A 22,004-nucleotide genomic window follows, 5' to 3' on the forward strand; every position below is an offset into this window, starting at 1 on the left:
GACTCAGTCAGCGAGCCCGGTTTCGACCGGGCTTACCTTTGCGCAGATTTAGAGGTGTTTAAGATGTATAAGCAATTTATCCACAGCGGTTTACGACTGGCACTGGCTGCCACCACGCTCGCCACACTGGCGGCTTGCAGCACCGTTAGCAATGTCGATGATGCCGGCAAGACTGACCAGCCGGTCTTCCCCAAGATAAGCGATGCAAGCATGCCCGAGGGTTATTACGTCAACCAGGATAACCTGGCCAGCATTCGTGCGGGCATGACCAAGAAGCAGATCATGGCTTTGATCGGTCACCCACAATTCAATGAAGGTATGTTTGGCGTACGTGAGTGGGACTATATCTTTAAGTTCCGCCAGCCTGATGGAGCGGACAAGGTCTGTCAGTACAAGGTGCTGTTTGACAAGGACGTGCTGGCGCAGTCGTTCTTCTTTTCCCCTGCCGACTGCATGACGCCCACACCAGAAGCACCAGCCGTGAAAAGCGTGGATTTGTCTGCCGATGCGACCTTTGGTTTTGGTAGCCCAACCTTGAGTTCACAGGGGCGCGCAAGCCTGGACAAACTGGCCAATGAAATTGACATGGTGCAGGTGGATCAGATTGAAGTGATAGGTCATACCGATCGCTTTGGTAGTCTCACCTACAATGATTCACTGTCGACCGCGCGGGCAAGTGCAGTGCGAGATTACTTGCTCGGCAAGGGCATCCCTCAATCGCTGATCAGCGCAGAAGGTCGTGGCGCTGACGAGCCTTTGGTGGCGTGCTCTGGCGCTAAGACTGCTCAAGTTATTGAGTGCCTGGCACCTAACCGACGCACTACTATCACTATTCACTCAAAGTAAAACTCACATCGGACGGCGTAGTGCCGCCCACAAGGTATCGCCAATTGCTCCATAAGAGATCAAGTTTATCTGCCAAGTTGCCGCTGTCAGTTTTGATCCGGGGTCATCATTAAATATTGTGAGGTAGCGCCATGGCGTTCCGTTCTCTTACTGCAGTTTCCTTGGTTGGGCTATTGGTGCTAACAGGTTGTGATCAGTCCAATACCCCGACTGAACAGGCAACCTCCGCTGAGCGCAGTTTGCTAGACACCCCTGTGCTGCCTGCCATTAAAGAGGCGCTGGGTTACAACCAGCCCAACACACCCTCAGCTTCGTCTAAGCGCAATTGGCTAAGCATTCCGGCGCTGCCAATCATTCAAGAAGGGGTGTTTTCGCTAAAGCTTAATCTGGATAAGCAGAACGAATCCGGGCTGATGATACAGATTTGTGGCTTGGCCCGGGGCGACCTTGGCCAGGACCAAGTGAATGCATTTCTTCAACAGAACAAAGTTGAACCAGGCACTGTGCCAAAACAAGGAAATCCGCTATCTCTGCTGGTCAATGGCGACCAAGCAGGGCAAAGCACCGCCTGCGCGGCTTACCTCGCAACAGGCGTTCTTTCTTCGGTAGATTCTAAGGAATTTATGGTCTGGAGCGAGGTAAAACCTCAAGCCCCCACTCCACCTGCCGAGCAGGGCTCAAAAGAAAAAACCGACCTGCCACAAGTTGCTGCCAAACCAGAGACCAAAGCAGAGCTGCACATTGATCAGAAAAGCCTGGCGGTAACATTGCCAATCAAACTCGCAGTTGCACGAGCAAATGCCGATGTATTTGCCTTGATTGCCAGCGAGTTGCAGCGCCGGCCTGGACTGTCAATTGATCAATACTATCAGTTGAGCACCCAACTATTCGCCAAACTTGCACCGGTATATTTAAAGCGCATCAAGCAGCAGCTGCCCGCTGCCGGAACACGCTATAACCTGCTGCGAGCGGACGCCGAGCAATTTGTTTTTAGTGCCTCGACAGGCACTTTGTTTGAGTTCGGCCCTGACGGCTTAATACTTCGGCAAAATGGCATCTTCTGGTACGGCCAAGGCAAGTTGCTGGGCCGGGACTACCCGTTGCAGGTGGCTTATTTCGATACTTCGGTCAACGCCTTGCTGGCTCCGGACAAACAATAAACCCAGCATTCCGACACCCTGCGAGGCGTTTGTCTAGCAGGGTGTCGTTTGCTCAGGCGCTTGGCGCGGGTAACTTCGACCAAACGCTGGCGTCTTGCCAAACGGCCAGTGGCAACAAATCTGAAAAATTCTTTTCGATTTCCCTTCTCTCCAAACAGCGCTGAAATAATCCGCTGAGAGAAATACTTGTAAACCACAAGTACTTCTCTTTATGAGCTGACGACTCAATATCGGTGCTACCCGACTATTCAATGCTCAGCCCAATAAGCACTGACAAGAACCGTACAAACCAACTTAGATTAGTTCAGTTTGGCATCAGTATTCGCCGCTACCATAAAGCTGGTAATTGCGGTTAATGCCATCGTACGGGCTCCCAGAGCAGCGCCTTCCAATGAGTTTTAACTCATAGGCCGCTCACCCTTTCAAAAGATGGCTAACGTGATACGAAATCTTAATTCACCCTTACTGCATTTGCGCAAAAGGGCCCACATCCTCGTGCTCACTGCCCGCCCTCTCTGTTTCGTGGCGGTGGTGTGTTCAAGCACCGTTGTGGCAGCACAAGCATCAAACTACGACCAACTTGTGATTGGTGCGCGCAATGGCAACTTTGCGCCCGCCCTTAATTTCTTGCGTGATGCGAATAAAACTCAGCACTCACAGCTTTATGCCAATGACTACATACTCATTGCAGGCTGGGCTGGGCTGGATAAAGAAGTTGTCGGCCAGTATGAAAACAGCCGCGATTTTTTAACAGCCAACGCCGATGTATTGGCCACTGTTGCACGAGCATATCGCAACTTGCAGCAGTGGCCACAGGCGCTGGCGGCTTACGCTCAGGAGCTGCAACTAAGACCAACCGACAATGGCGCCCTTGTCGGCCGTGTCATGACCTTAGCCGACTCAGGCAAACAAGCTGAAGCAGTGCGCCGGGCGCAGTCACTAATAGCCAAACAACCAAAGAATATCGAGCGTCGTTTGGCCCTCGCTTATGCCTATATGCGCAACCAGCAGCAATACAGCGCGTTGCAGGAAATGGCCGAGGCGTTCAGATTGGCGCCCGAAAACAAAAGTGTAAAACGCGAATACCTCTTGGCTTTGCAACGCTCGGGCTTGAGCTTCAAAGCACTCAAACTTTCCGAGCAAACTCCCGGTCTGCTCAATGACTATGAGTTACGCACTTTGCAAAGAGCAAGAGTGGCGGAATACGTACGCATGTCAGATCTGCCAACAGCTAAAGAAAGTGAACGTTTCAAGCTGGCTGACAAGGCCCTATTCGAAGCCGACAAGTTGCTGACCGCCTGGGCGCCCATTGCCCAGGCGAAAGACGATGCCAAAGTCCTGCGGATTGACCGAATGGGTGCGCTGTACAACCGCTTCTACATGCAAAAAGTGCTGGATGAATACCAACACTTCAACGCACAGGGCGTACAACTTCCAGATTATGCATTGCATTGGGTCGCCGGTGCCTATCTGTATTTGCGGCAACCAGAACACGCCGCCAAGCTCTATAAGCAGATTCTGGCCAGTGGGGATACGAAATCTCCCGCTCGCCTGTCGGATCAGCAAGCGCTCTACTATGCCCTCAATGAGAGCCAACAAAGCGCAGCAGCCGCCAAACTGGTGCCTGTAATCGCCGATCAACCGAGACGGGTCTATCAAAAAGGCTTACCCAGGGGTAAAGCCAATCCCGACTGGTTAGCCGGCAAGGTCATGGAGGTCAGTGCCGCCCAATCGAGTAACGACTTAAAAGGCGCTGAGGAAAAAATTCAAACACTTGCTAACAGTGCGCCGGGCAATACGGAACTGCGCACGATGCGTGCTGATATTTATTCTGCGCGGGGCTGGTCTCGCCGCTCTGAAGCCGAGCTTAAAGAGGCTGAAAATATTTCGCCGCGCTCTATCGATGTTGAAATCAGTCAGGGCTATACCGCCCAAGCCCTGCAAGAGTGGCGGCAGTTCGAGCTATATGCCACAGATGTCATTTCTCGCTACCCGGAAAGGCTCTCGGCCCAGCGTTTAGATCGCGCTCACACGCTACACAACATGGCTGAACTGCGCATTTCCAGCAATGGCGGGATTAGCCCTGACAATACAGCCACAGGCACTGGCGACTTTGGGCTCGATACCGTCCTGTACAGCTCGCCTATTAATTACAACTGGCGCGTATTCGGTGGCGTTGGTTACAACCAAGGTAAGTTTCAAGAGGGTAAAGGTCACAACCGCTATCAACGCGGCGGGGTTGAATGGCGCAGCCGCAATCACAGCATTGAGGCCGAGATTAACAATCAAAACTATGGCCATGGCAACAAGCAGGGAGGGCGACTCAGCGCCAGCCACGACCTCAACGATAACTGGCAGTACGGCTGGTCACTGGATTGGCTGTCGCGTGAAACGCCGTTGCGAGCGCTAAACAGTGACGTCACCTCCGACAGTTTCTCCGGCTACCTGCTGTGGCAGCAGAACGAACGCCGCAGATGGCGGTTATCACTCTCGCCACAGCGCTTTGATGATGGCAACAACCGCATTAGCGGCTCGATATCAGGTGAGGAGCGGGCTTACACATCGCCAAAACTGATTGCCGATGTCTTGCTCGACATCGGGGCTAGCCATAACAGCCAACCCGGCGAAGGCCCGTATTTCAGCCCTGAAAATGACTTGAGCATCCTGCCAAGCCTACGCCTTACGCACTCGCTGTATGAGCGATACGAACGGACATGGAGCCAACAAGCACAGTTCGGCCTAGGCAGTTACAACCAACGCAACTACGGCACCGCCCCCATCGGTTTCATCAGCTACGGCCAGCGCGTGAACATGGATGACCAGCTCAACTTTGGCGCAACCGTCTCAGCACTTAGCCGCCCCTACGACGGTGAGCGTGAGACCGAGTACCGGCTCGTGTTTGACCTTTCGTACCGTTTTTGATGAGTACTCCCATGCGTTTTCTTTATAGCTTCACTTTTTGGGCATTAAGCCTGATTCTCCTCAGCGCCTGTGCTTCTGAGGCCCCACCTTTTGTACCACCACTTAGTCGCGCACTGCCGACCAGCGAAGCGCCTTGGCCTGAGGGTAAAGTCTTAGCAATTTGCTATCACGACATTGAGGATCAAGAGGCCGATCAGAATTATGTCTCTGTGCGCACGGCTAACCTGATCGCCCAGCTTAACTGGCTGCATGACAACGGCTACCAAGCCGTATCGATTGATCAGGTTCTCGCGGCCAGGTTAGGCACTAAACCCCTGCCCGAAAAAGCGATTTTGCTGACATTTGATGATGGCTACAGCAGCTTTTATGACCGTGTGATGCCGCTGCTTGAGGCCTACAATTGGCCTGCTGTATTTGCACCTGTAGGTGCCTGGGTTAGCACCCCCCTAGACAGCCCGGTCGATTTCGCAGGAATACCCACAGATCGCCATAAATTCGCGACCTGGGAGCAGATCAAGCGAATGGCCAACAACCCCTTGGTTGAAATAGCCGCGCACACCAACAACATGCACACCGGGGCCTTGGCAAACCCGCAAGGTAACCTGGAGCCATCGGCCGCAAACCGCCATTACGACCCGGTGCAAAAGAGCTATGAAAACGATGAGCAAGCACAGACTCGCTGGCGCCAAGACATTGTCCAGATCAGCGCCAAGATAGAACAAGCAACCGGCCGTAAACCCCGCGTTTGGGTGTGGCCCTATGGTCAGCAAAATGGCGAGGTTCTCAAGATTGCTGCAGATAACGGCTACAGCATTGCACTGACGCTGAACGATGGCATGAGTAGCCTTTCAACCATCAAGCAGGGACCCCGTCTTTTAGTCAGTGGCGACCCCGAGATTGGCCAGTTTGTATCATCAATCCTCAACATCCGTGAAACCAACTCGATGCGTGTCGCCCACGTAGACCTGGACTACGTATACGACTCAGACCCAGTGCAGATGGATAAAAACATCGGCACCTTGGTTCAACGCATTCATGACTTGGGCATCAACACAGTTTTTCTACAAGCATTTGCCGACCCTGAAGGTGATGGCACTGTTCGACAAACCTATTTTCCTAACAGCCGCCTGCCAATGCGCGCCGACCTTTTCAATCGCACGTCATGGCAGTTACAAACCCGGGCGCAGGTCAAAGTCTACGCATGGATGCCGGTGCTTAGTTTCGCCCTGGACAAAACGCTACCTCGGGTGCAGCGTTGGGACCCCGAAACTGACGCCAGTTCTGTTGACCCAAAACAGTATCAACGCTTGTCGCCGTTTAATGCTGAAGCCCGCAAACAGATCACCGATATCTACAAGGACTTGGCCCGTTACAGCAATTTCGATGGTTTGCTGTTTCATGATGACGCCCTGCTCTCCGACTTTGAGGATGTGAGTCCGGATGCGCTGGCGGCCTACGGCAAAGCGGGCTTACCCCAAACCATCTCAGCGCTGCGTGACGACCCTGAAACACTGAAACAGTGGACTCAATTCAAAACCCGCTACCTCACCGATTTCACCCTGGAGTTGGCCAAGCAGGTTAAGGACATCCGTGGCCCGCAGGTTCTAACCGCGCGCAATATCTATGCGCAGCCAATCATGAACCCTGCCAGTGAGACCTGGTACGCGCAAAACCTCGATAACTTTCTCGCCAGCTATGACTGGACCGCGCCCATGGCCATGCCGCTGATGGAGGGCATCAAGCTTGAGCATTCCAACGCTTGGCTTGAGCAGATGGTCGACATCATCGGCCAGCGGCCGGGGGCACTCAAACGCACGGTTTTCGAACTGCAAGCACGGGATTGGAGCAAGCCTGGCTCGCCGCCAATTGCCGCCAAGCAAATCGCCCAGTGGATGACACGCCTGCAATGGAAAGGGGTCGTGAATTACGGCTATTACCCCGACGACTTTGTCAGCAACCAGCCCGAAGTGGAGCAAATACGACCTGAATTTTCTAACGCATGGACGCCGCCGCAATGAGAGATCGACTTTTAGCCCTACTCGTTCTGGCCATTATTCTGGGAATTCCTTTTGGTCTCGCAGAAGGCATCAGCGCAGCAGTACTGCTCAACTTTATCTTCTTCTACCCATTGCTGATGTCGATGCTGTGGATCGTCGGCGGCATGTATTTCTGGATGCACTGGGAGCGCCATTGGAACTGGTCCCATGATGGCGACAATAGCCCTCCAGAAGTAGCCGAAGATCCACTGATATCAATCATTATCCCTTGCTATAACGAAGGCGATAACGCCCATGAAACCATCCGCGCCGCACTGAGCCAGCGCTATCAGAATATCGAGGTTATCGCCGTCAACGACGGTTCAAATGACAATACTGGCGAAGTCCTCAATCAAATTGCTGCCAGGGAACCCCGCCTGCGAGTCATGCACCTGGCGAAAAATCAGGGTAAGGCAGTGGCGTTGCGGATGGGCGCTGTCGCGGCAAAAAGTGAATACCTTGTGTGCATTGATGGCGATGCACTCTTGAGCCGTGACACCGCTGCGTTTCTGGTCAAACCACTGCTGGAAAACCCTCGCGTGGGGGCGGTCACCGGTAACCCAAGGATTCGGACTCGCTCGACCCTCGTTGGGCGCATTCAGGTGGGTGAGTTTTCTTCAATCATTGGTTTGATCAAACGTACCCAACGGGTCTACGGCCGTGTATTCACTATTTCTGGGGTTGTTGCCAGCTTTCGCCGCAGTGCGCTGGACCGCATCAACTACTGGAGCCATGACATGATCACCGAAGACATCGATGTCAGTTGGAAGCTGCAACTCGACCACTGGACAATCTTCTATGAACCCCGCGCGCTGTGCTGGATTCTGATGCCTGAAACCCTGGCGGGGCTGTGGAAACAACGCAAGCGCTGGGCTCAGGGTGGCGCCGAAGTGCTGCTGAAAAACGTCGGCACTATCTGGTCGTGGCGCTATCGCTACATGTGGCCATTGCTACTGGAGTTCGCTCTGTCGGCAACCTGGTCATTCGCCTTGGCGCTGTCCTTGCTGCTCTGGAGCTTAGGCCACTTCGTTGACTTGCCGCCGAACTACCAGGTTCGCGACATGTTACCCCCAGGTTTCACAGGTGTTCTTTTGGCGTCGGTGTGCTTGGTGCAATTTGCCCTGAGCCTGGTCATTGAACGCAAGTATGAGAAAGGTTTGGGCAAGGCATTGTTTTGGACCATTTGGTACCCACTTGCCTTCTGGCTGCTGACGTTTTTTACGACATTAGTCAGCTTCCCCAAAGTAATGATTAGCACTCGAGGAAAACGGGCGCGCTGGACAAGCCCCGACCGTGGGATCAAAAGGAATGAACCATGAGCATCATCAGAACTGAACAAAACTGGTTGCCGAAAAGCATCGACGCCGGACTGACTCTAGCGGCGTGGGCAGGCTTTTTGTACCTGATCACAAACGGCGCAGTGCCCTTTATTGAGCAATTGATTGTTCATCCTGAGCAATTTCAGAGCGTGCTCTATCGCGCCTTTATGCCGCTTATAGAGCAACTTGCAGACTTCCTGGCCTGGGGCGCTCTGCTGGGTGCAGTATTGCTAATCTGGGCCAAATACAATGAGCTGCGCGCCTCGCGTTACAGCCGTCGCCAGAATATTCCAAACCTGTGCGATAAGCGCATTTGCGCAAGCTTCTTTGTGACCTTGGCTGACCTGAAAATTTTGCGCTACAAGCAAATACTTATCCTGCACAACACAGAGCATGGTGACCTGAGCTGGATCGAAGACCCGGCAGTAGTAAGGCCCCGAGTGCACAGTCTAAGGAATGGCGCAGCACTCCAGAGCGTGTAATTGCTCGACTAGACTTACGTCCAATGGGCGCATTGCGCCCGCCATAGCACCATGCAAAAAAACAGGACACAAGCATGGCCGAGGACGCATTCGAACAGGCTGGGAAAACCGCGGTGTCGCAGAACATCCACGGCACCGTTGAGTTCCTGCAAAAATTCCCGCCCTTCAAGCAGATGGACCCGAGCCACTTAATCTACCTGGTTGAACACTGCCAACTGCGCTTTTACAGCCAGGGCGACAGCATCCTCAAACCCAGCGACGGCCCGGTCGACTTTTTTTATATCGTCAAGCAAGGACGCGTGCGCGGTGCCCGGCCATATGCAGCACAGAACGACGACGAAACCACCTTTGAGATCACCACCGGGGAATGCTTCCCGCTGTCTGCCTTGATCGGTGAGCGCGCAACCCGCACCGAACACTTCGCCGCTGAGGACAGCTTTTGCTTGTTATTGCGCAAGGCAGCCTTTGTGAAGTTGTTTGAACTCTCGGCACCGCTGCGCGACTTTGCCTTGCGAGGCGTTAGCAGTTTGCTCGATCAGGTCAACCAGCAAGTCCAACTGCGTGCAACAGAAAGTCTTGGCGCGCAATACTCGCTCGATAGCAAACTGAGTGAGCGGCTGATGCGAACACCAGTCAGCTGCGCGCCGCAGACCTGTGTTCGCGAAGCAGTAAAACTGATGCATGAGCAGCATGTCGGCAGCATTGTTATCGTCAGCCCACGCCTGCAACCACTCGGCATATTTACCCTGCGTGACTTGCGTCGGGTGATCGCCGATGGCAACTCCCTTGAGTTGCCTATTGAACAGTTCATGACCGCCAAGCCCTTCCACTTACCCGCAAGCGCCAGCACCTTTGATGCAGCGATTGCAATGACCGAGCACAACATCGCCCATGTCTGCGTGGTAGAACACGGTCAGCTTAGCGGTGTGGTCTCAGAGCGCGATCTATTCTCGCTGCAACGTGTTGACCTTGTGTACCTTGCGCGCAGTATCCGCAATGCCGGCAAGTTGGACACGTTAATCGGCTTGCGTGACAACATTTTGCAGTTGGTTGACCGAATGCTGGCACACGGCGCGAGTTCAACCCAGATCACTCAACTGATCACCCAGCTCAACGACCATACGGTTTGCCGGGTCATTGAGTTGACACTAGAGGAGCTAGGAGACCCAGGCGTCGAATTTACCTGGCTATGCTTTGGCAGCGAAGGACGTCGAGAACAGACTCTACTGACGGATCAAGACAACGGCATCATGTTTACGGCGCAGAACCCTGGCGAGGCCGAGGCCACGCGTCAATTGTTGCTGCCGCTTGCACATGCCATCAACCTGCATCTGGCAGAGTGCGGTTTTACCCTGTGCAAAGGCAATATAATGGCCGGTAATCCCGAGCTGTGCCTGTCGCAACAGGAGTGGTCACGGCGTTTCAACAGTTTCATAAGCGATGCCACCCCAGAGAACCTGCTCAGCTCAAGTATCTACTTTGATTTACGGGTGGTGTGGGGAGATCCACAAGGCTGTGCGGAACTGCGTAGTGAACTACTGGAAAAATTCGCCAAGAACACCTTGAGCCAACGCATGCTGGCCGAGAATGCCCTACGCCAGCGTCCGCCAGTCGGCCACTTCCGAGATTTTGTGGTGGCTCGCAAAGGTGCCGAGAAAGATACCCTGGACCTTAAAGTTCAAGGTTTGACCCCCTTTGTCGATGGCGCCCGGGTCCTGGCGCTGGCCAACGGCATTGAAAGCTGCAATACCTTAGAGCGGCTGCAAGCGCTGATCGACAAAGGCGTGATTGAAGTACAGGACGGCGCGGCCTATGAAGAGGCCTACCATTTCATTCAGCAAACCCGCATGCAGCACCATCAGCAGCAGGCCAAACAGGGTTTGCCCTACTCAAACCGGATTGATCCAGACACCCTCAACCATCTCGACCGGCGCATCTTGCGTGAATCATTTCGTCAGGCCAAGCGCCTGCAAACCAGCCTGGCACTACGCTATCAACTATGAATGGATTAACTTGGCTGACCGGCCGCACAACACAGTTAAACGCCGACCAGCAACAGCGACTGGCGCAATTACCTGCAGCCGCACCGCTCGGTAACACTGCGCTCGGCCAACAGCGAATGGTGGTTGTGGATGTGGAAACCAGCGGCTTGGACGTTAAACGCGACGAATTACTCGCCATTGGAGCTGTCGTCATCGAGAGCGGTGCTATCGACCTCGCTCAACAGTTTGAATGCACCTTAATGCGCGAAAACCACAAAGTCAGCGCCAGTGTGTTGATCCACGGCTTGGCACCTAGCGTAATTGCCGCTGGAGTCGAACCGGCTGAGGCGCTGCTGGATTTCATGGCCTTTGTGGGTGACAGCCCACTGCTGGCCTTCCATGCAAGTTTTGACCAACGCATGCTCAGCCGAGCGTTGAAACAAAGCCTCGGCTACCGCTTGCAGCACAACTTCTTTGACATCGCAGAACTTGCACCCATGTTGTGTCCGGATGCCTCACTGGAACGCGCAGGGCTGGATGACTGGGTCAAACATTTTGGCTTGCAGGTACAACAACGCCATAACGCCAGTGCCGATGCATTAGCCACCGCTGAGCTGGGCTTGATCATGCTCAGCAAAGCGCGCCAGCAACAACTCGATAACCTGTTAGCGTTGCAGCAACGCCTTAACCAATGGAGCCGCCGACCGCGTAAGCATTCGCTTTAGCAGGGGTGCGAATATCTGATTGGATGATTACCGAAGGACTCTCAAGATCGCGCAGTAACAGTGCGTAATCCAACTCGATATCCTCAGGTACATTTAAGTAGACGACATGACCATCGCCGGGTGCGACCTCAAGGGCCTGACCAGATTTGCCATGCATTTCAGTCAGGGTGAAGCGCACATTGCCTTGAGGCGTCATCAGCTCAAGGCCATCGCCAACACTGAAGCGATTCTTCACCTTGACCTCGGCCAAACCTGAGAGCCGTTTACCCGTAAATTCGCCGACAAACTGTTGGTGCTCGGATACCGAAGAGCCTCGCTCATAATTTTGATAGTGGTCGTGAACATGACGGCGCAGGAAGCCTTCGGTATAGCCGCGATGGGCCAGCGACTCCAGGTTATCCATCAAGCCCATATCGAACGGTTTTCCGGCAGCGGCATCATCAATGGCTTGACGGTAGGCTTGCGCAGTTCGCGCGCAGTAAAAATGCGATTTAGTGCGTCCTTCAATCTTCAGCGAATGCACGCCCAAGCCAACTAATTGCTCGACATGCTGGATGGCACGCAAATCTTTGGAGTTCATGATGTAAGTGCCATGCTCGTCTTCAAAAGCTGACATGCTTTCACCTGGGCGAGTCTTCTCCTCAAGCACAAACACCTTGTCTGTCGGCGCTCCCAGACCAAGGGTTGGCTCAACGCCATCATTGCCACAGCATGGCTTTGTGGCTGGGGCGACAATATTGCCCAGCTCGTTCTCAGCGCCCTCCACCGCTTTGTATTGCCAGCGGCAGGCGTTGGTGCAAGCGCCTTGGTTGGGGTCGCGCTTGTTCATGTAGCCCGACAGTAAGCAGCGCCCCGAGTACGCCATGCACAACGCACCATGTACGAACACCTCAAGCTCCATGTCCGGAACCTGATGACGAATTTCAGCGACTTCCTGCAGTGATAACTCACGTGACAAGATCACGCGGCTCAACCCCATTGTCTGCCAGAACTTTACACTTGCCCAATTCACCGCATTGGCTTGCACCGACAAATGCACCGGCATCTGTGGGAAGGTTTCACGCACCAGCATGATCAGCCCCGGATCAGACATGATCAGCGCATCCGGGCCCATCTCAATCACCGGCTGTAAGTCTTTGATAAAAGTCTTCAACTTAGCGTTATGCGGGGCAATGTTGACCACCACATAAAACTGCTTACCCAGCGAATGCGCCTCTTTAATTCCCAGTGCCAAGTGCTCATGGTCGAACTCGTTATTGCGCACTCGCAAGCTGTAGCGCGGTTGCCCGGCATAAACGGCATCAGCGCCATAGGCGAAGGCGTAACGCATATTCTTCAGGCTGCCAGCGGGTGAAAGCAGCTCAGTTTTGTGGGGAAAAGTCATAGTTCTGTACGCAAGAATGGGCAAAGCTGAACTTTAAAGCATGCGTACACAGTGCTTATTGACCTGCATCTATAGAGTGTCACGTCCGAAAAACGAAATACCCCAGGCAGTCAGTTTTAGACGCGTTACCTGAAAACGCCGCAACATGACCACTGATCTGCCATTTGCTCAGAGTAGATTGCGCGAGACACAAGATTCTTGCGAATATATGCGAATAATTCTCGATGTATTTTCTATTTACCTGACAGAGCCATTCGTGTGACCTCGGCAAATTCAATTAACCATCAACAGGTGGGCGTGCTTTATCGTGACCACCGTGACTGGTTATTTGGCTGGTTGCGCAAAAGCCTCAATTGCACCCAACGCGCGGAAGACATCAGCCAAGATACTTTTGTCCGCCTGCTCGGCCGCTCCGACTTACTCACGCCGAATGAGCCCCGTGCACTGCTAACCACCATCGCCAAAGGTCTGCTGATTGACCAGCATCGACGCAGTCGCCTTGAGCAGGCGTATCTGGCTGAGCTCGCCCAACTACCAGAGCCGCTGCAACCAAACCCCGAGCAGCAGCAAATAGCCCTCGAAGCGCTGGTGAGAATCGACCAGTTGCTCGGCGAACTCTCCGCTAATGCACGCGCGGCGTTTCTCTACAGCCAAGTCGACGGCCTCAAGCAGCAAGAAATCGCGCAAAAACTTGGAGTGTCGGTTTCACGCGTGCGTCAGTATCTCGCTCAGGCCTTGCGCCAATGCTACATCGCCCGCTTCGGTGCACCGCAGTGACTGATATCAGCCGCGCCGTCCTGGATAAAGCGATCAGTTGGCGCCTGAAGCTGGATTCGACAGATCAGGACCCGGCTCAACACTTGGCCTTTCAGGCATGGCTACACGCGACCCCCGAACATACAGAGGCATGGTCACGCCTGGAACAGATAGAGCAAGATATAAGCCGTGATGCATCACCGCTGTTGCGGGCGACATTGATTAAAGACAAGCCAATAGTGCCCGCTAAAACGAACAGAATGACCAAGTCGCTACTGAGTATTGCCCTACTCGCAGCCTTGGCCTTGGGCTTGGCTAATCACCAACGCCCTCTCAGCGACTGGTTTGCCGATCAGGTGACCGCGAGCGGCGAGCAGTTGCAAGTGCGGTTGGACGACAACAGCCTGCTGCGCCTCAACAGTCGCTCAGCGGTTGATATCAAATTCACAGCCAACGAGCGCCGCTTGGTCCTCCACAGCGGTGAGATTCTGGTTGAAACCGCTCACGGCGATAAACGCCCATTCATTGTTGAGACCGAGCAAGGTCGCCTGCAAGCCCTTGGCACACGCTTTCTGGTGCGCGAGTCAAATCACAGCACGCGTCTGATCGTATTGAAGTCGGCAGTTGCAGCTCAGCCAACACAGGGTTCGGATCGACGCATCATCAATGCTGGCCAGCAGGTGCTGATCACCGAACAAGGCCTCAGCCAGACAGATACGGCACCGATGGCCGCCGATGCCTGGGTTCACGGCATGCTGGTGGTTGAAAATCAGCGTTTAGCCGATCTGGTAACCACGCTCGCGCAATATCGCAGTGGCTACTTGAGCGTAGCACCCGAGGTTGCCGATATGCGCATCAGCGGCAGCTTCCCATTGAACAACAGCGATTTAGCGCTTGCCACCTTGCCGCCAAGCTTGCCGGTGCGCATCGAGCAACACAGCAAATGGTGGGTTCGCGTTGTGCCAGCAGACAAACCGCAAGCAACTGACGCGAAATAAGCGGCTGGAAAAAATAAATCTTTTAAGCCCTAACACTTTTTGAATCTGCTTCGGCAAATAAGGTAATGAGACATATTACCCTTTGGGAGCTATTCACAATGCCGCTTTTCCCTTTACGTTTGCGCCCAAATTTGTTGCTGGCAGCAATCACCCTGAGCAGCGCCGCAACCGTGGCCCAAGCTGAAACCTACCAGCTGCCTTCAGCACCACTGGCCAGTACGCTCAACAACATTGCAGCGCAGTCGGGAATAGCCCTGAGCATTGACCCGAAATTGACCGCCAACAAGATGTCGCAACCGGTTCAAGGTGAGTACGAGGCGACCCAGGCACTTGAAGCTGCCTTGCAAGGAAGTGGCTTGCAGTTGGAGCGCAACAGCGCAGGTAGTTACAGCCTAAAACCCGTTGTCAGCGACTCATCTGCCGCAGCCTTACCGGACGCCACAGTTATCGGCACCCAGCTCAGCAACGGCAGCGAAGCCAGTGGCTACCGCAGTGAGGCAGTGCAGAACGTTGGTGCACTTGGCGGTATGCCTTTGCGTGACACGCCTTACTCGGTCAACGTGATCAGCAGTGATCTGCTGAAGAATATCCAAGCCACTTCGATGGATGACGTCTACAAGCTCAACCCATCGACGCAGTTCACCTCTCCAAACTCCGCAGGCTACGCCAGCTCGGTGAGCATGCGTGGTTTCAGTAGCTCGGGTAACTTAAGTTTGGCCAACGATGGCCTTCGTTTCAGCAACGGCTATGACAGCGGCAACTATGTTGAAGAAATGGAACAGCTGGAAATCCTCACTGGCCTCAGTGGCTTCCTCTATGGCCCTGCCAGCCCAGGCGGATTGGTCAACTATGTGCTCAAACGCCCGACTTATGAGCGCTACAACAGCGTCACCCTCGGCAATGCGGGCGGCGAGAACTATTATTTACATGGTGATTTCGGTGGCACCATCGATGACGCTGGCGTCTTTGCTTACCGCCTCAATGTCTTGGCGCAAGATGGTGAAACCGCGATAGACATGCAGAAAGACCGCCGTGAGATGGTCTCTCTGGCGCTGGACTGGAACGTCAGCGACGACCTGCTGATCCAGTTCGATGCTTCGCACAAGAAAAGCGAAACCCGCGGCCTGACCAGCTACTGGTACTTTGGTGACCAAGCCCTGCGTCCTGATGCCGATAAGCTGGACAATGACAAACTCTACAGCCAGCGCTGGGCATTCTCAGACAGCGAACACGACCGTATTGGTAGCCGTTTTAACTGGCGTCTCAACGACATCTTCACCATGCGTGGAGCTCTGGGTTATACCCAGTATGAAAACGAGTACACCTACACCGGCCCAACGGTTTACAGCGCCAACGTCTACAGTCAGCCGCTGTATGCCTTTGCCCCAGTTGAAACCGAAGAAACCTCGGGCTACCTGTACCTCGACTCAGTCTTTAACACCGGCAACATTGGCCACAAGGTGACAATGGGCTATCAAGGTAATGTGTCCCGTGAACGTAACTATGAAGATTACATTCCTTACCCGGGCCCACAGTACGTATCAGTGACTCCAGACCTGCCATTCAATCAGCAACCACAGGTTGATAAACCCAGCTACAGCATCGGTAATGGCGATCAACGCCTGTCGAGCCGGACCCAGAGCGACAACTGGCTAATCGGTGACATCATCACCTTTAACGAGCAGTGGTCGACCATCCTTGGGCTGACTCACAGCACCATCGAAACCTACAGCAATGACTTCGTCTGGGCTGAGGCGTTTGGCTATGCCGAGACGGCAACCACCTACAAAGAAAGTGAAACCACCCCAAATATCTCGCTGATCTACAAACCTCTGCCTTGGCTGACCACCTATGCCAGCTACATTGAAGGCCTGGAAGCGGGTGGAATCGCACCAAGCACTGCGCTTAACGCCGGTCAGGCCATGGCACCGCAGGTCAGTGAACAATACGAACTGGGCGTTAAGGCGACAGTAGGTGAAACCCTGCTGACCATGGCGCTGTTCAATATTGAAAAACCTAACAGCTACACCAATAGCCAAGGCATATACAGCGATGACGGCCAACAAGAAAACCGCGGTGCCGAATTCGGCATTACCGGCAAGGTGCTCCCGCAGTGGACCGTTGTTGGCGGTCTCACTCTGCTTGATCCAAAGGTTAAAGACTCAAGCAATGCTGACAGCGAAGGACAAAAGCCGACTAACGTCGCCAGCCAATTCGCCAAGCTCTACAACGAATATGAGCTCAACGGATTACCAGGTGTGGCATTAACCGGTGGTGCCTATTACACGGGCAAGATCTACACCGACGAAGCCAACAATCACAGCTTGCCTTCAGTGACCACATTTGATGCTGGTATGCGTTATCGCACAGCCGTATCCAACGATAGCAACCTGACGCTGCGTGCCAATGTCAGTAACTTGGCAGATAAAGAATACTGGCTGAGCAGCTATTACCTTGGAGCACCACGCACCTTGACCTTCTCGGCTCAGCTCGAATTCTGAACCGAGTGGCGGCCAGCGCCCCACTGGCCGCCCTTTTCGATGGACCCCTGTTATGCGTAGCACCACCATTAAACGCTGGTCACAAATCCATACCTGGACCAGTCTGATCTGCACGGCCTTTCTGCTGCTGCTGGCCCTCACCGGCCTACCGCTGATATTCCACCATGAGCTGGAACACCTGCTTGGCGAAGCCCCCGAGTTACGCCAAATGCCAGCTGATACGCCACAGCTCAACTTGCAACAGCTGGTTGATAAAGCCGAAAAGAGCCGCCCCGGCGAAGTCATCCAATACATCGGTTACGACGAAGATGACGCCAATGGCGTGATTGCGATCACTGCAGCCACAGCAGGCACTGAACCCAACTCATCACACACCTTTATGCTCGATGCGCGCACCGGTGAAGCCGTGGCCATGCCCGCAGCCAATGGCGGCGTGTTAATGTTTATCCTGCGCTTGCATGTAGACATGTTTGCAGGGCTGCCTGGCAAGCTGTTACTGGCCTTTATGGGGCTGTTGTTTGTCGTCGCGTGCGTGTCTGGAGCCGTGCTTTACGCCCCCTTTATGCGCCGTCTCGACTTCGCCACCGTGCGTCATCAGCGCTCCACCCGCGCGCGCTGGCTTGACCTGCATAACCTGATTGGCATCGTCACTCTGACGTGGGCCATTGTGGTGGGTACCACAGGGGTCATCAGCGCCTGCGCCGATATTCTAATCAGTGCTTGGCGCAATGACGCCTTGAGCGCGCTGGTAGAACCTTATCGCGATGCACCACCATTAACTGATCGCGCATCCGCTGATAACCTGCTCAGCGTTGCCCAACAAGCCGCTCCGGGCATGCAGCCTGATTTCATTGCATTCCCCGGTACACGCTTCTCCAGTGAGCACCATTACAGCGTATTCATGAAGGGCACCACCCACCTCACTGCCCACCTGTGGACACCCGTATTGATTGATGCACGCACCCTTGAGGTTACCGCTGTGGCGCAGCGCCCGTGGTATATGAATGCGCTGTCGATGTCGCAACCCCTGCATTTTGGTGATTACGGCGGACGGCCCATGCAAATCCTCTGGGCAGTACTGGATGTGCTGACCATTATCGTGCTGATCAGTGGCTTGTATTTATGGTGGGTGCGCCGCTATGGCTCAGCATCACGCACGGCCAGTAAAGAGGCGCTCACATGAATTGGCGGCAATCAACCTTTGCCCTGCCGCTGGTCATTGGCCTGCTCAGCGTACTCGGCTTGTTTTGCGCACTGCTGGGCGATGGCATGTGGGACTGGGTCGCATGGCTCGGCTTAGGCATCCCGGCAGTACTCGGCTGCTGGCCGCTAGTATTTCGCCCACGAAAAGCCCGATAGGGTGGACAGCGCCTTTTTTGTCCACCACCAACCAACACATATCCCCAGCAAATTCATCGACCCTCGATGGACAAGCTGCGCTTGTCGCACACTAGGTGCCTTTTCACCCACGCATCAGATATAAAAAAATCCGACACCTTTGCAGGTGTCGGATTTTTTTGTTTACAGCGCGTTTACAACTTAGTGATCGATTGCTGCGCCCGCACCACGTGGGATACGGATGTCTTCGATCAAGTGTTGGATACGCTCTGGTGGTGCGCTGGTTACAGAAGCAACGGCTACTGCGACCACGAAGTTAAAGATCATACCCAAGGTACCGATGCCCTCTGGCGAGATACCAAACCACCATTGATCAGCACCCGCAGTTGGATCAATGAACTTGTAGTAAACGATGTAGCTGAAGGTGAAGACCAGGCCCACGACCATACCGGCGATCGCACCTTCCTTGTTCATCTTCTTGGAGAAAATCCCCATAACGATGGCTGGGAAGAACGACGCGGCAGCAAGGCCGAAGGCAAAGGCCACCACTTGCGCCACAAAGGCCGGTGGATAGATCCCGAACAAGCCAGCCACAACCACTGCAACCCCCGCAGCAAAACGAGCAGCCAACAGTTCGTTCTTCTCGCTGATGTTCGGCATGATGTTACTTTTCAGCAAGTCATGGGAAATCGAGGTTGAGATAACCAACAGCAAACCAGCAGCCGTGGACAACGCAGCAGCCAGGCCACCCGCAGCGATCAACGCGATGACCCAGCCAGGCAGGTTAGCAATTTCCGGGTTAGCCAATACCATGATGTCGCGGTCAACATAGAGTTCAGTCGCAACATCGGTTGGTGCATTGGTCACCTGACGCTCGCCATGCGCACCGGCTTCAGCCGAGAAGGTTGGCGCGCCAGCAAACGGAGCACCTGGGCCGTACTGAATCTTGCCGTCGCCGTTTTTATCGAGCCAGGCGATCAGACCGGATTTCTCCCAGTTTTTCACCCACTCTGGCGCATTGGCGTATTCAACACCTGGAATGGTTGTCAGCAGGTTGGTACGCGCAAACGCAGCAACAGCTGGCGCCGTGGTGTACAGAATGGCAATGAACAGCAACGCATAACCAGCAGACTGGCGCGCAGCACGTACGGTTGGGGTGGTGAAGAAGCGCACAATTACGTGCGGCAGACCCGCAGTACCCACCATCAATGCCATGGTGATGAAGAACACATCGATAGTCGACTTGCTGCCATCGGTGTAGACGCCAAAGCCCAGTTCAGTACCCAGACCGTTTAGACGCTCCAGAACCGATTGGCCTGTGCCGGTTACTTCACTGCCGAAGCCCAGTTGCGGGATCGGGTTACCGGTGATCAGCATCGAAATGTAAATCGCTGGCACCATGTAGGCGAAGATCATCACGCAGTATTGCGCCACCTGGGTGTAGGTGATGCCCTTCATACCGCCAAGTACGGAGTAGAAGAACACAATGCACATGCCGATGATTACGCCGGTGTTGATGTCGACTTCCAAGTAGCGCGAGAAGACGATACCAACGCCGCGCATTTGGCCGGCAACGTAAGTGAAGGAGATGAAGATCACGCAAATAACCGCCACCACACGAGCAGTCTGCGAGTAGTAACGCTCGCCGATAAACTCAGGCACGGTGAATTTGCCGAACTTACGCAGGTACGGAGCCAGGCACATGGCCAGGAGCACGTAACCACCAGTCCAACCCATCAAGTAAACGCTACCGTCGAAGCCGGTGAAGGAGATAATCCCCGCCATCGAAATAAACGAAGCGGCTGACATCCAGTCAGCACCTGTGGCCATACCGTTGAGGACAGGGTGAACGCCTTTACTGGCGACGTAGTATTCGCTGGTAGACCCGGCACGGGTCCAGATCGCGATGCCGATATACAACGCAAAGGTTGCACCGACAAATAGATAGATCAGAGTTTGGGTATCCATTGTCGGCGCCTTATTCTTCGTGGACGTCGTGTTTGCGGTCGTATTGATTCATCTTCCAGACATAGAAGAAAATCATCAGCACAAATACGTAGATGGATCCTTGCTGGGCAAACCAGAAGCCCAGAGGGAAGCCGAAGAATTGAATGGCATTGAGTTCATCAACGAACAAAATACCGCAGCCAAATGAGACTACAAACCAGACAACCAACAGCCATAACATCAGCCGTAGATTGTCTTTCCAATAGGCTTTTGCAGCCTCTTGCTTAGACGCAGACATGTGAGGTTCTCCTCAATTGTTTTTGTTGTTTTGACTCCTGCAACTTAGCAGTCCATGGCGCAAGCGCCAGTCAGACTTTGGTCGAGTGCAATCAGGCTGTGCACTGCACCTCAATGTTTATAGGGCATGCAGCACTGCCCCACTTCCAACGCCCTACATACACACGACCAAGGTCGTATACTGCTCGGCATATTGAAATAAGCAGTTAACGTGACGCACCCCTCAAAATGTTGGAATTAGGCCCATGCCCAGCAAGAACATGACCCTGTTTTATTCGCCTGCCTCACCCTTCGCCCGCAAGGTAATTGTGCTTCTGCAAGAGACAGGACAACTGCCGACAGTCGAACTCTTCGATGTGAAGCTCAGCCCGGTTTCACCGAGCGGTGAAGTCATTGCGCGAAATCCATCCGGGAAGATTCCCGCACTGGAATTGGCCAATGGCGAAACCTTGCACGACAGCCGCGTGATTCTTGACTATCTCGATCACCAACACAGCGGCGAACCCTTGATTCCCCGTGAGGGCCCCAGTCGCTGGCAACGCCTGACACTGGCCTCCCTGGCGGATGCGATTCTGGATGCAGGCGTATTGATCCGTTATGAGACCTTTCTGCGCCCGGAAGAACTGCATTGGCAAACCTGGTTAGGCGCTCAGCAGGAAAAAATCGAACGCGCATTGGCTGAGTTCGAAACCCAAGCCGATACCGGACAGTTGCAACGCTTTGATATCGCCTCGATAGGTATTGCCTGCGCCCTGGGCTATCTGGACTTTCGCCAACCGCAACTGGGCTGGCGTGAGCGTTATGCACGCTTAGCCAGTTGGTACGCAGATGCGAGTCAGCGCGAGTCGATGCTCAACAGCCAGCCTCCGGCCTAAGGTGACGGCTGCCCTGCATGGCGTTCATTACAGCCGTGCAGGGCTCGCCTGGGCACGGGCCTGAACAGGCGGGCAATTTGGCGTGCCAACTTGGCCCCTTGGCGGGTGTCCTCTCGCAACCCTATATGCCCGCTCATGCGCGATACCAGTAGTAATAAAAGCCACCACCCAGCACCAGGGCTAATTGTCCCAGCGCGGCGCAAAGCTGCATAAATGAATGCAGCGAGGCGTTATCTGCCGCATTAGCAACGCCGGTAAGAGCCTGCCAAAACTCAGCGGGCAGCATGTTCAAACTCAGCCAACTCAGCGGTATGCCGGTCATCGCCAGGCTCTGGATAAGGTCAAACCGGCCCACAAACATCAAACCAATCAGCAGCACAATGCTCAGTACGGCACCCAGAAAACAGCACAGGCTAAAACGCATAAAAGTTCGCAT

General features: G+C 54.1%; 18 protein-coding genes. 14 read left to right on the forward strand and 4 right to left on the reverse strand.

Annotation, left to right across the window (positions count from 1 at the left end; genetic code table 11):
• Window positions 1–63 precede the first annotated feature (63 nt).
• From ACIGCM_RS14395 to ACIGCM_RS14430, 8 genes are all read left to right on the forward strand, one after another.
• Window positions 64–846: an OmpA family protein gene (locus tag ACIGCM_RS14395; RefSeq protein WP_397502771.1), complete on the forward strand. Its 783-nt coding sequence runs from the start codon at window positions 64–66 to the stop codon at window positions 844–846.
• A gap of 131 nt (window positions 847–977) precedes the next feature.
• Window positions 978–2,006 carry a hypothetical protein gene (locus ACIGCM_RS14400; protein WP_397502772.1) on the forward strand — a complete coding sequence of 343 codons (1,029 nt, stop codon included), beginning with the start codon at window positions 978–980 and terminating at the stop codon, window positions 2,004–2,006.
• 429 nt (window positions 2,007–2,435) lie between these two features.
• Window positions 2,436–4,928, forward strand: a complete 2,493-nt coding sequence (gene pgaA, locus ACIGCM_RS14405) for a poly-beta-1,6 N-acetyl-D-glucosamine export porin PgaA (RefSeq protein ID WP_397502773.1) — start codon at window positions 2,436–2,438, stop codon at window positions 4,926–4,928.
• 11 nt (window positions 4,929–4,939) lie between these two features.
• Complete coding sequence (gene pgaB, locus ACIGCM_RS14410) at window positions 4,940–6,946, forward strand: poly-beta-1,6-N-acetyl-D-glucosamine N-deacetylase PgaB (protein WP_397502774.1); 2,007 nt, start codon at window positions 4,940–4,942, stop codon at window positions 6,944–6,946.
• On the forward strand, window positions 6,943–8,283 hold the full coding sequence (gene pgaC / locus ACIGCM_RS14415; protein ID WP_397502775.1) for a poly-beta-1,6-N-acetyl-D-glucosamine synthase: 1,341 nt from the start codon (window positions 6,943–6,945) through the stop codon (window positions 8,281–8,283). The genes pgaB and pgaC overlap by 4 nt, the downstream gene beginning before the upstream one ends.
• A complete protein-coding gene (gene pgaD / locus ACIGCM_RS14420) occupies window positions 8,280–8,765 on the forward strand; it encodes a poly-beta-1,6-N-acetyl-D-glucosamine biosynthesis protein PgaD (protein ID WP_397502776.1) in 486 nt (161 codons plus the stop codon). Before pgaC ends, pgaD begins: the two co-directional genes overlap by 4 nt.
• Before the next feature lie 74 nt (window positions 8,766–8,839).
• Window positions 8,840–10,768: a putative nucleotidyltransferase substrate binding domain-containing protein gene (locus tag ACIGCM_RS14425; protein WP_397502777.1), complete on the forward strand. Its 1,929-nt coding sequence runs from the start codon at window positions 8,840–8,842 to the stop codon at window positions 10,766–10,768.
• Window positions 10,765–11,472 (forward strand): PolC-type DNA polymerase III, encoded by a 708-nt coding sequence (locus tag ACIGCM_RS14430; RefSeq protein WP_397502778.1) that lies wholly within the window; start codon window positions 10,765–10,767, stop codon window positions 11,470–11,472. Before ACIGCM_RS14425 ends, ACIGCM_RS14430 begins: the two co-directional genes overlap by 4 nt.
• Here the strand turns inward: ACIGCM_RS14430 and yegQ are convergent.
• Window positions 11,432–12,856 carry a tRNA 5-hydroxyuridine modification protein YegQ gene (yegQ, locus tag ACIGCM_RS14435; protein WP_397502779.1) on the reverse strand — a complete coding sequence of 475 codons (1,425 nt, stop codon included), beginning with the start codon at window positions 12,854–12,856 and terminating at the stop codon, window positions 11,432–11,434. The two genes, ACIGCM_RS14430 and yegQ, sit on opposite strands and share 41 nt — an antisense overlap.
• Before the next feature lie 258 nt (window positions 12,857–13,114).
• On the opposite strand from yegQ, the gene ACIGCM_RS14440 reads away from it, so the two are divergent.
• The 5 genes from ACIGCM_RS14440 to ACIGCM_RS14460 all read left to right on the forward strand — a co-directional run bounded on the left by ACIGCM_RS14440 (window position 13,115) and on the right by ACIGCM_RS14460 (window position 18,470).
• Window positions 13,115–13,633 (forward strand): RNA polymerase sigma factor, encoded by a 519-nt coding sequence (locus ACIGCM_RS14440; RefSeq protein WP_397502780.1) that lies wholly within the window; start codon window positions 13,115–13,117, stop codon window positions 13,631–13,633.
• Window positions 13,630–14,610 (forward strand): FecR domain-containing protein, encoded by a 981-nt coding sequence (locus tag ACIGCM_RS14445; RefSeq protein WP_397502781.1) that lies wholly within the window; start codon window positions 13,630–13,632, stop codon window positions 14,608–14,610. The genes ACIGCM_RS14440 and ACIGCM_RS14445 overlap by 4 nt, the downstream gene beginning before the upstream one ends.
• A 98-nt stretch (window positions 14,611–14,708) precedes the next feature.
• Complete coding sequence (locus ACIGCM_RS14450) at window positions 14,709–17,111, forward strand: TonB-dependent siderophore receptor (RefSeq protein WP_397502782.1); 2,403 nt, start codon at window positions 14,709–14,711, stop codon at window positions 17,109–17,111.
• 52 nt (window positions 17,112–17,163) lie between these two features.
• Window positions 17,164–18,294: a PepSY-associated TM helix domain-containing protein gene (locus ACIGCM_RS14455; RefSeq protein ID WP_397502783.1), complete on the forward strand. Its 1,131-nt coding sequence runs from the start codon at window positions 17,164–17,166 to the stop codon at window positions 18,292–18,294.
• A complete protein-coding gene (locus ACIGCM_RS14460; RefSeq protein ID WP_397502784.1) occupies window positions 18,291–18,470 on the forward strand; it encodes a hypothetical protein in 180 nt (59 codons plus the stop codon). Before ACIGCM_RS14455 ends, ACIGCM_RS14460 begins: the two co-directional genes overlap by 4 nt.
• 180 nt (window positions 18,471–18,650) lie before the next feature.
• On the opposite strand, the gene ACIGCM_RS14465 is transcribed toward ACIGCM_RS14460, so the two are convergent.
• On the reverse strand, window positions 18,651–20,417 hold the full coding sequence (locus ACIGCM_RS14465) for a sodium:solute symporter family protein (protein ID WP_397502785.1): 1,767 nt from the start codon (window positions 20,415–20,417) through the stop codon (window positions 18,651–18,653).
• Between the two features lie 10 nt (window positions 20,418–20,427).
• Window positions 20,428–20,694, reverse strand: coding sequence for a DUF4212 domain-containing protein (locus tag ACIGCM_RS14470; RefSeq protein WP_397502786.1), 267 nt, complete (start codon window positions 20,692–20,694; stop codon window positions 20,428–20,430).
• Window positions 20,695–20,938: 244 nt separating this feature from the next.
• Here ACIGCM_RS14470 and ACIGCM_RS14475 point away from each other — a divergent pair, with 244 nt between their 5' ends.
• Window positions 20,939–21,568, forward strand: a complete 630-nt coding sequence (locus tag ACIGCM_RS14475; RefSeq protein WP_397502787.1) for a glutathione S-transferase family protein — start codon at window positions 20,939–20,941, stop codon at window positions 21,566–21,568.
• Between the two features lie 133 nt (window positions 21,569–21,701).
• Here ACIGCM_RS14475 and ACIGCM_RS14480 read toward each other — a convergent pair whose 3' ends face one another.
• Window positions 21,702–22,004 carry a hypothetical protein gene (locus ACIGCM_RS14480; RefSeq protein ID WP_397502788.1) on the reverse strand — a complete coding sequence of 101 codons (303 nt, stop codon included), beginning with the start codon at window positions 22,002–22,004 and terminating at the stop codon, window positions 21,702–21,704.

Source organism: Pseudomonas sp. NPDC078700, from assembly GCF_044542375.1.
Lineage (GTDB): Bacteria > Pseudomonadota > Gammaproteobacteria > Pseudomonadales > Pseudomonadaceae > Aquipseudomonas.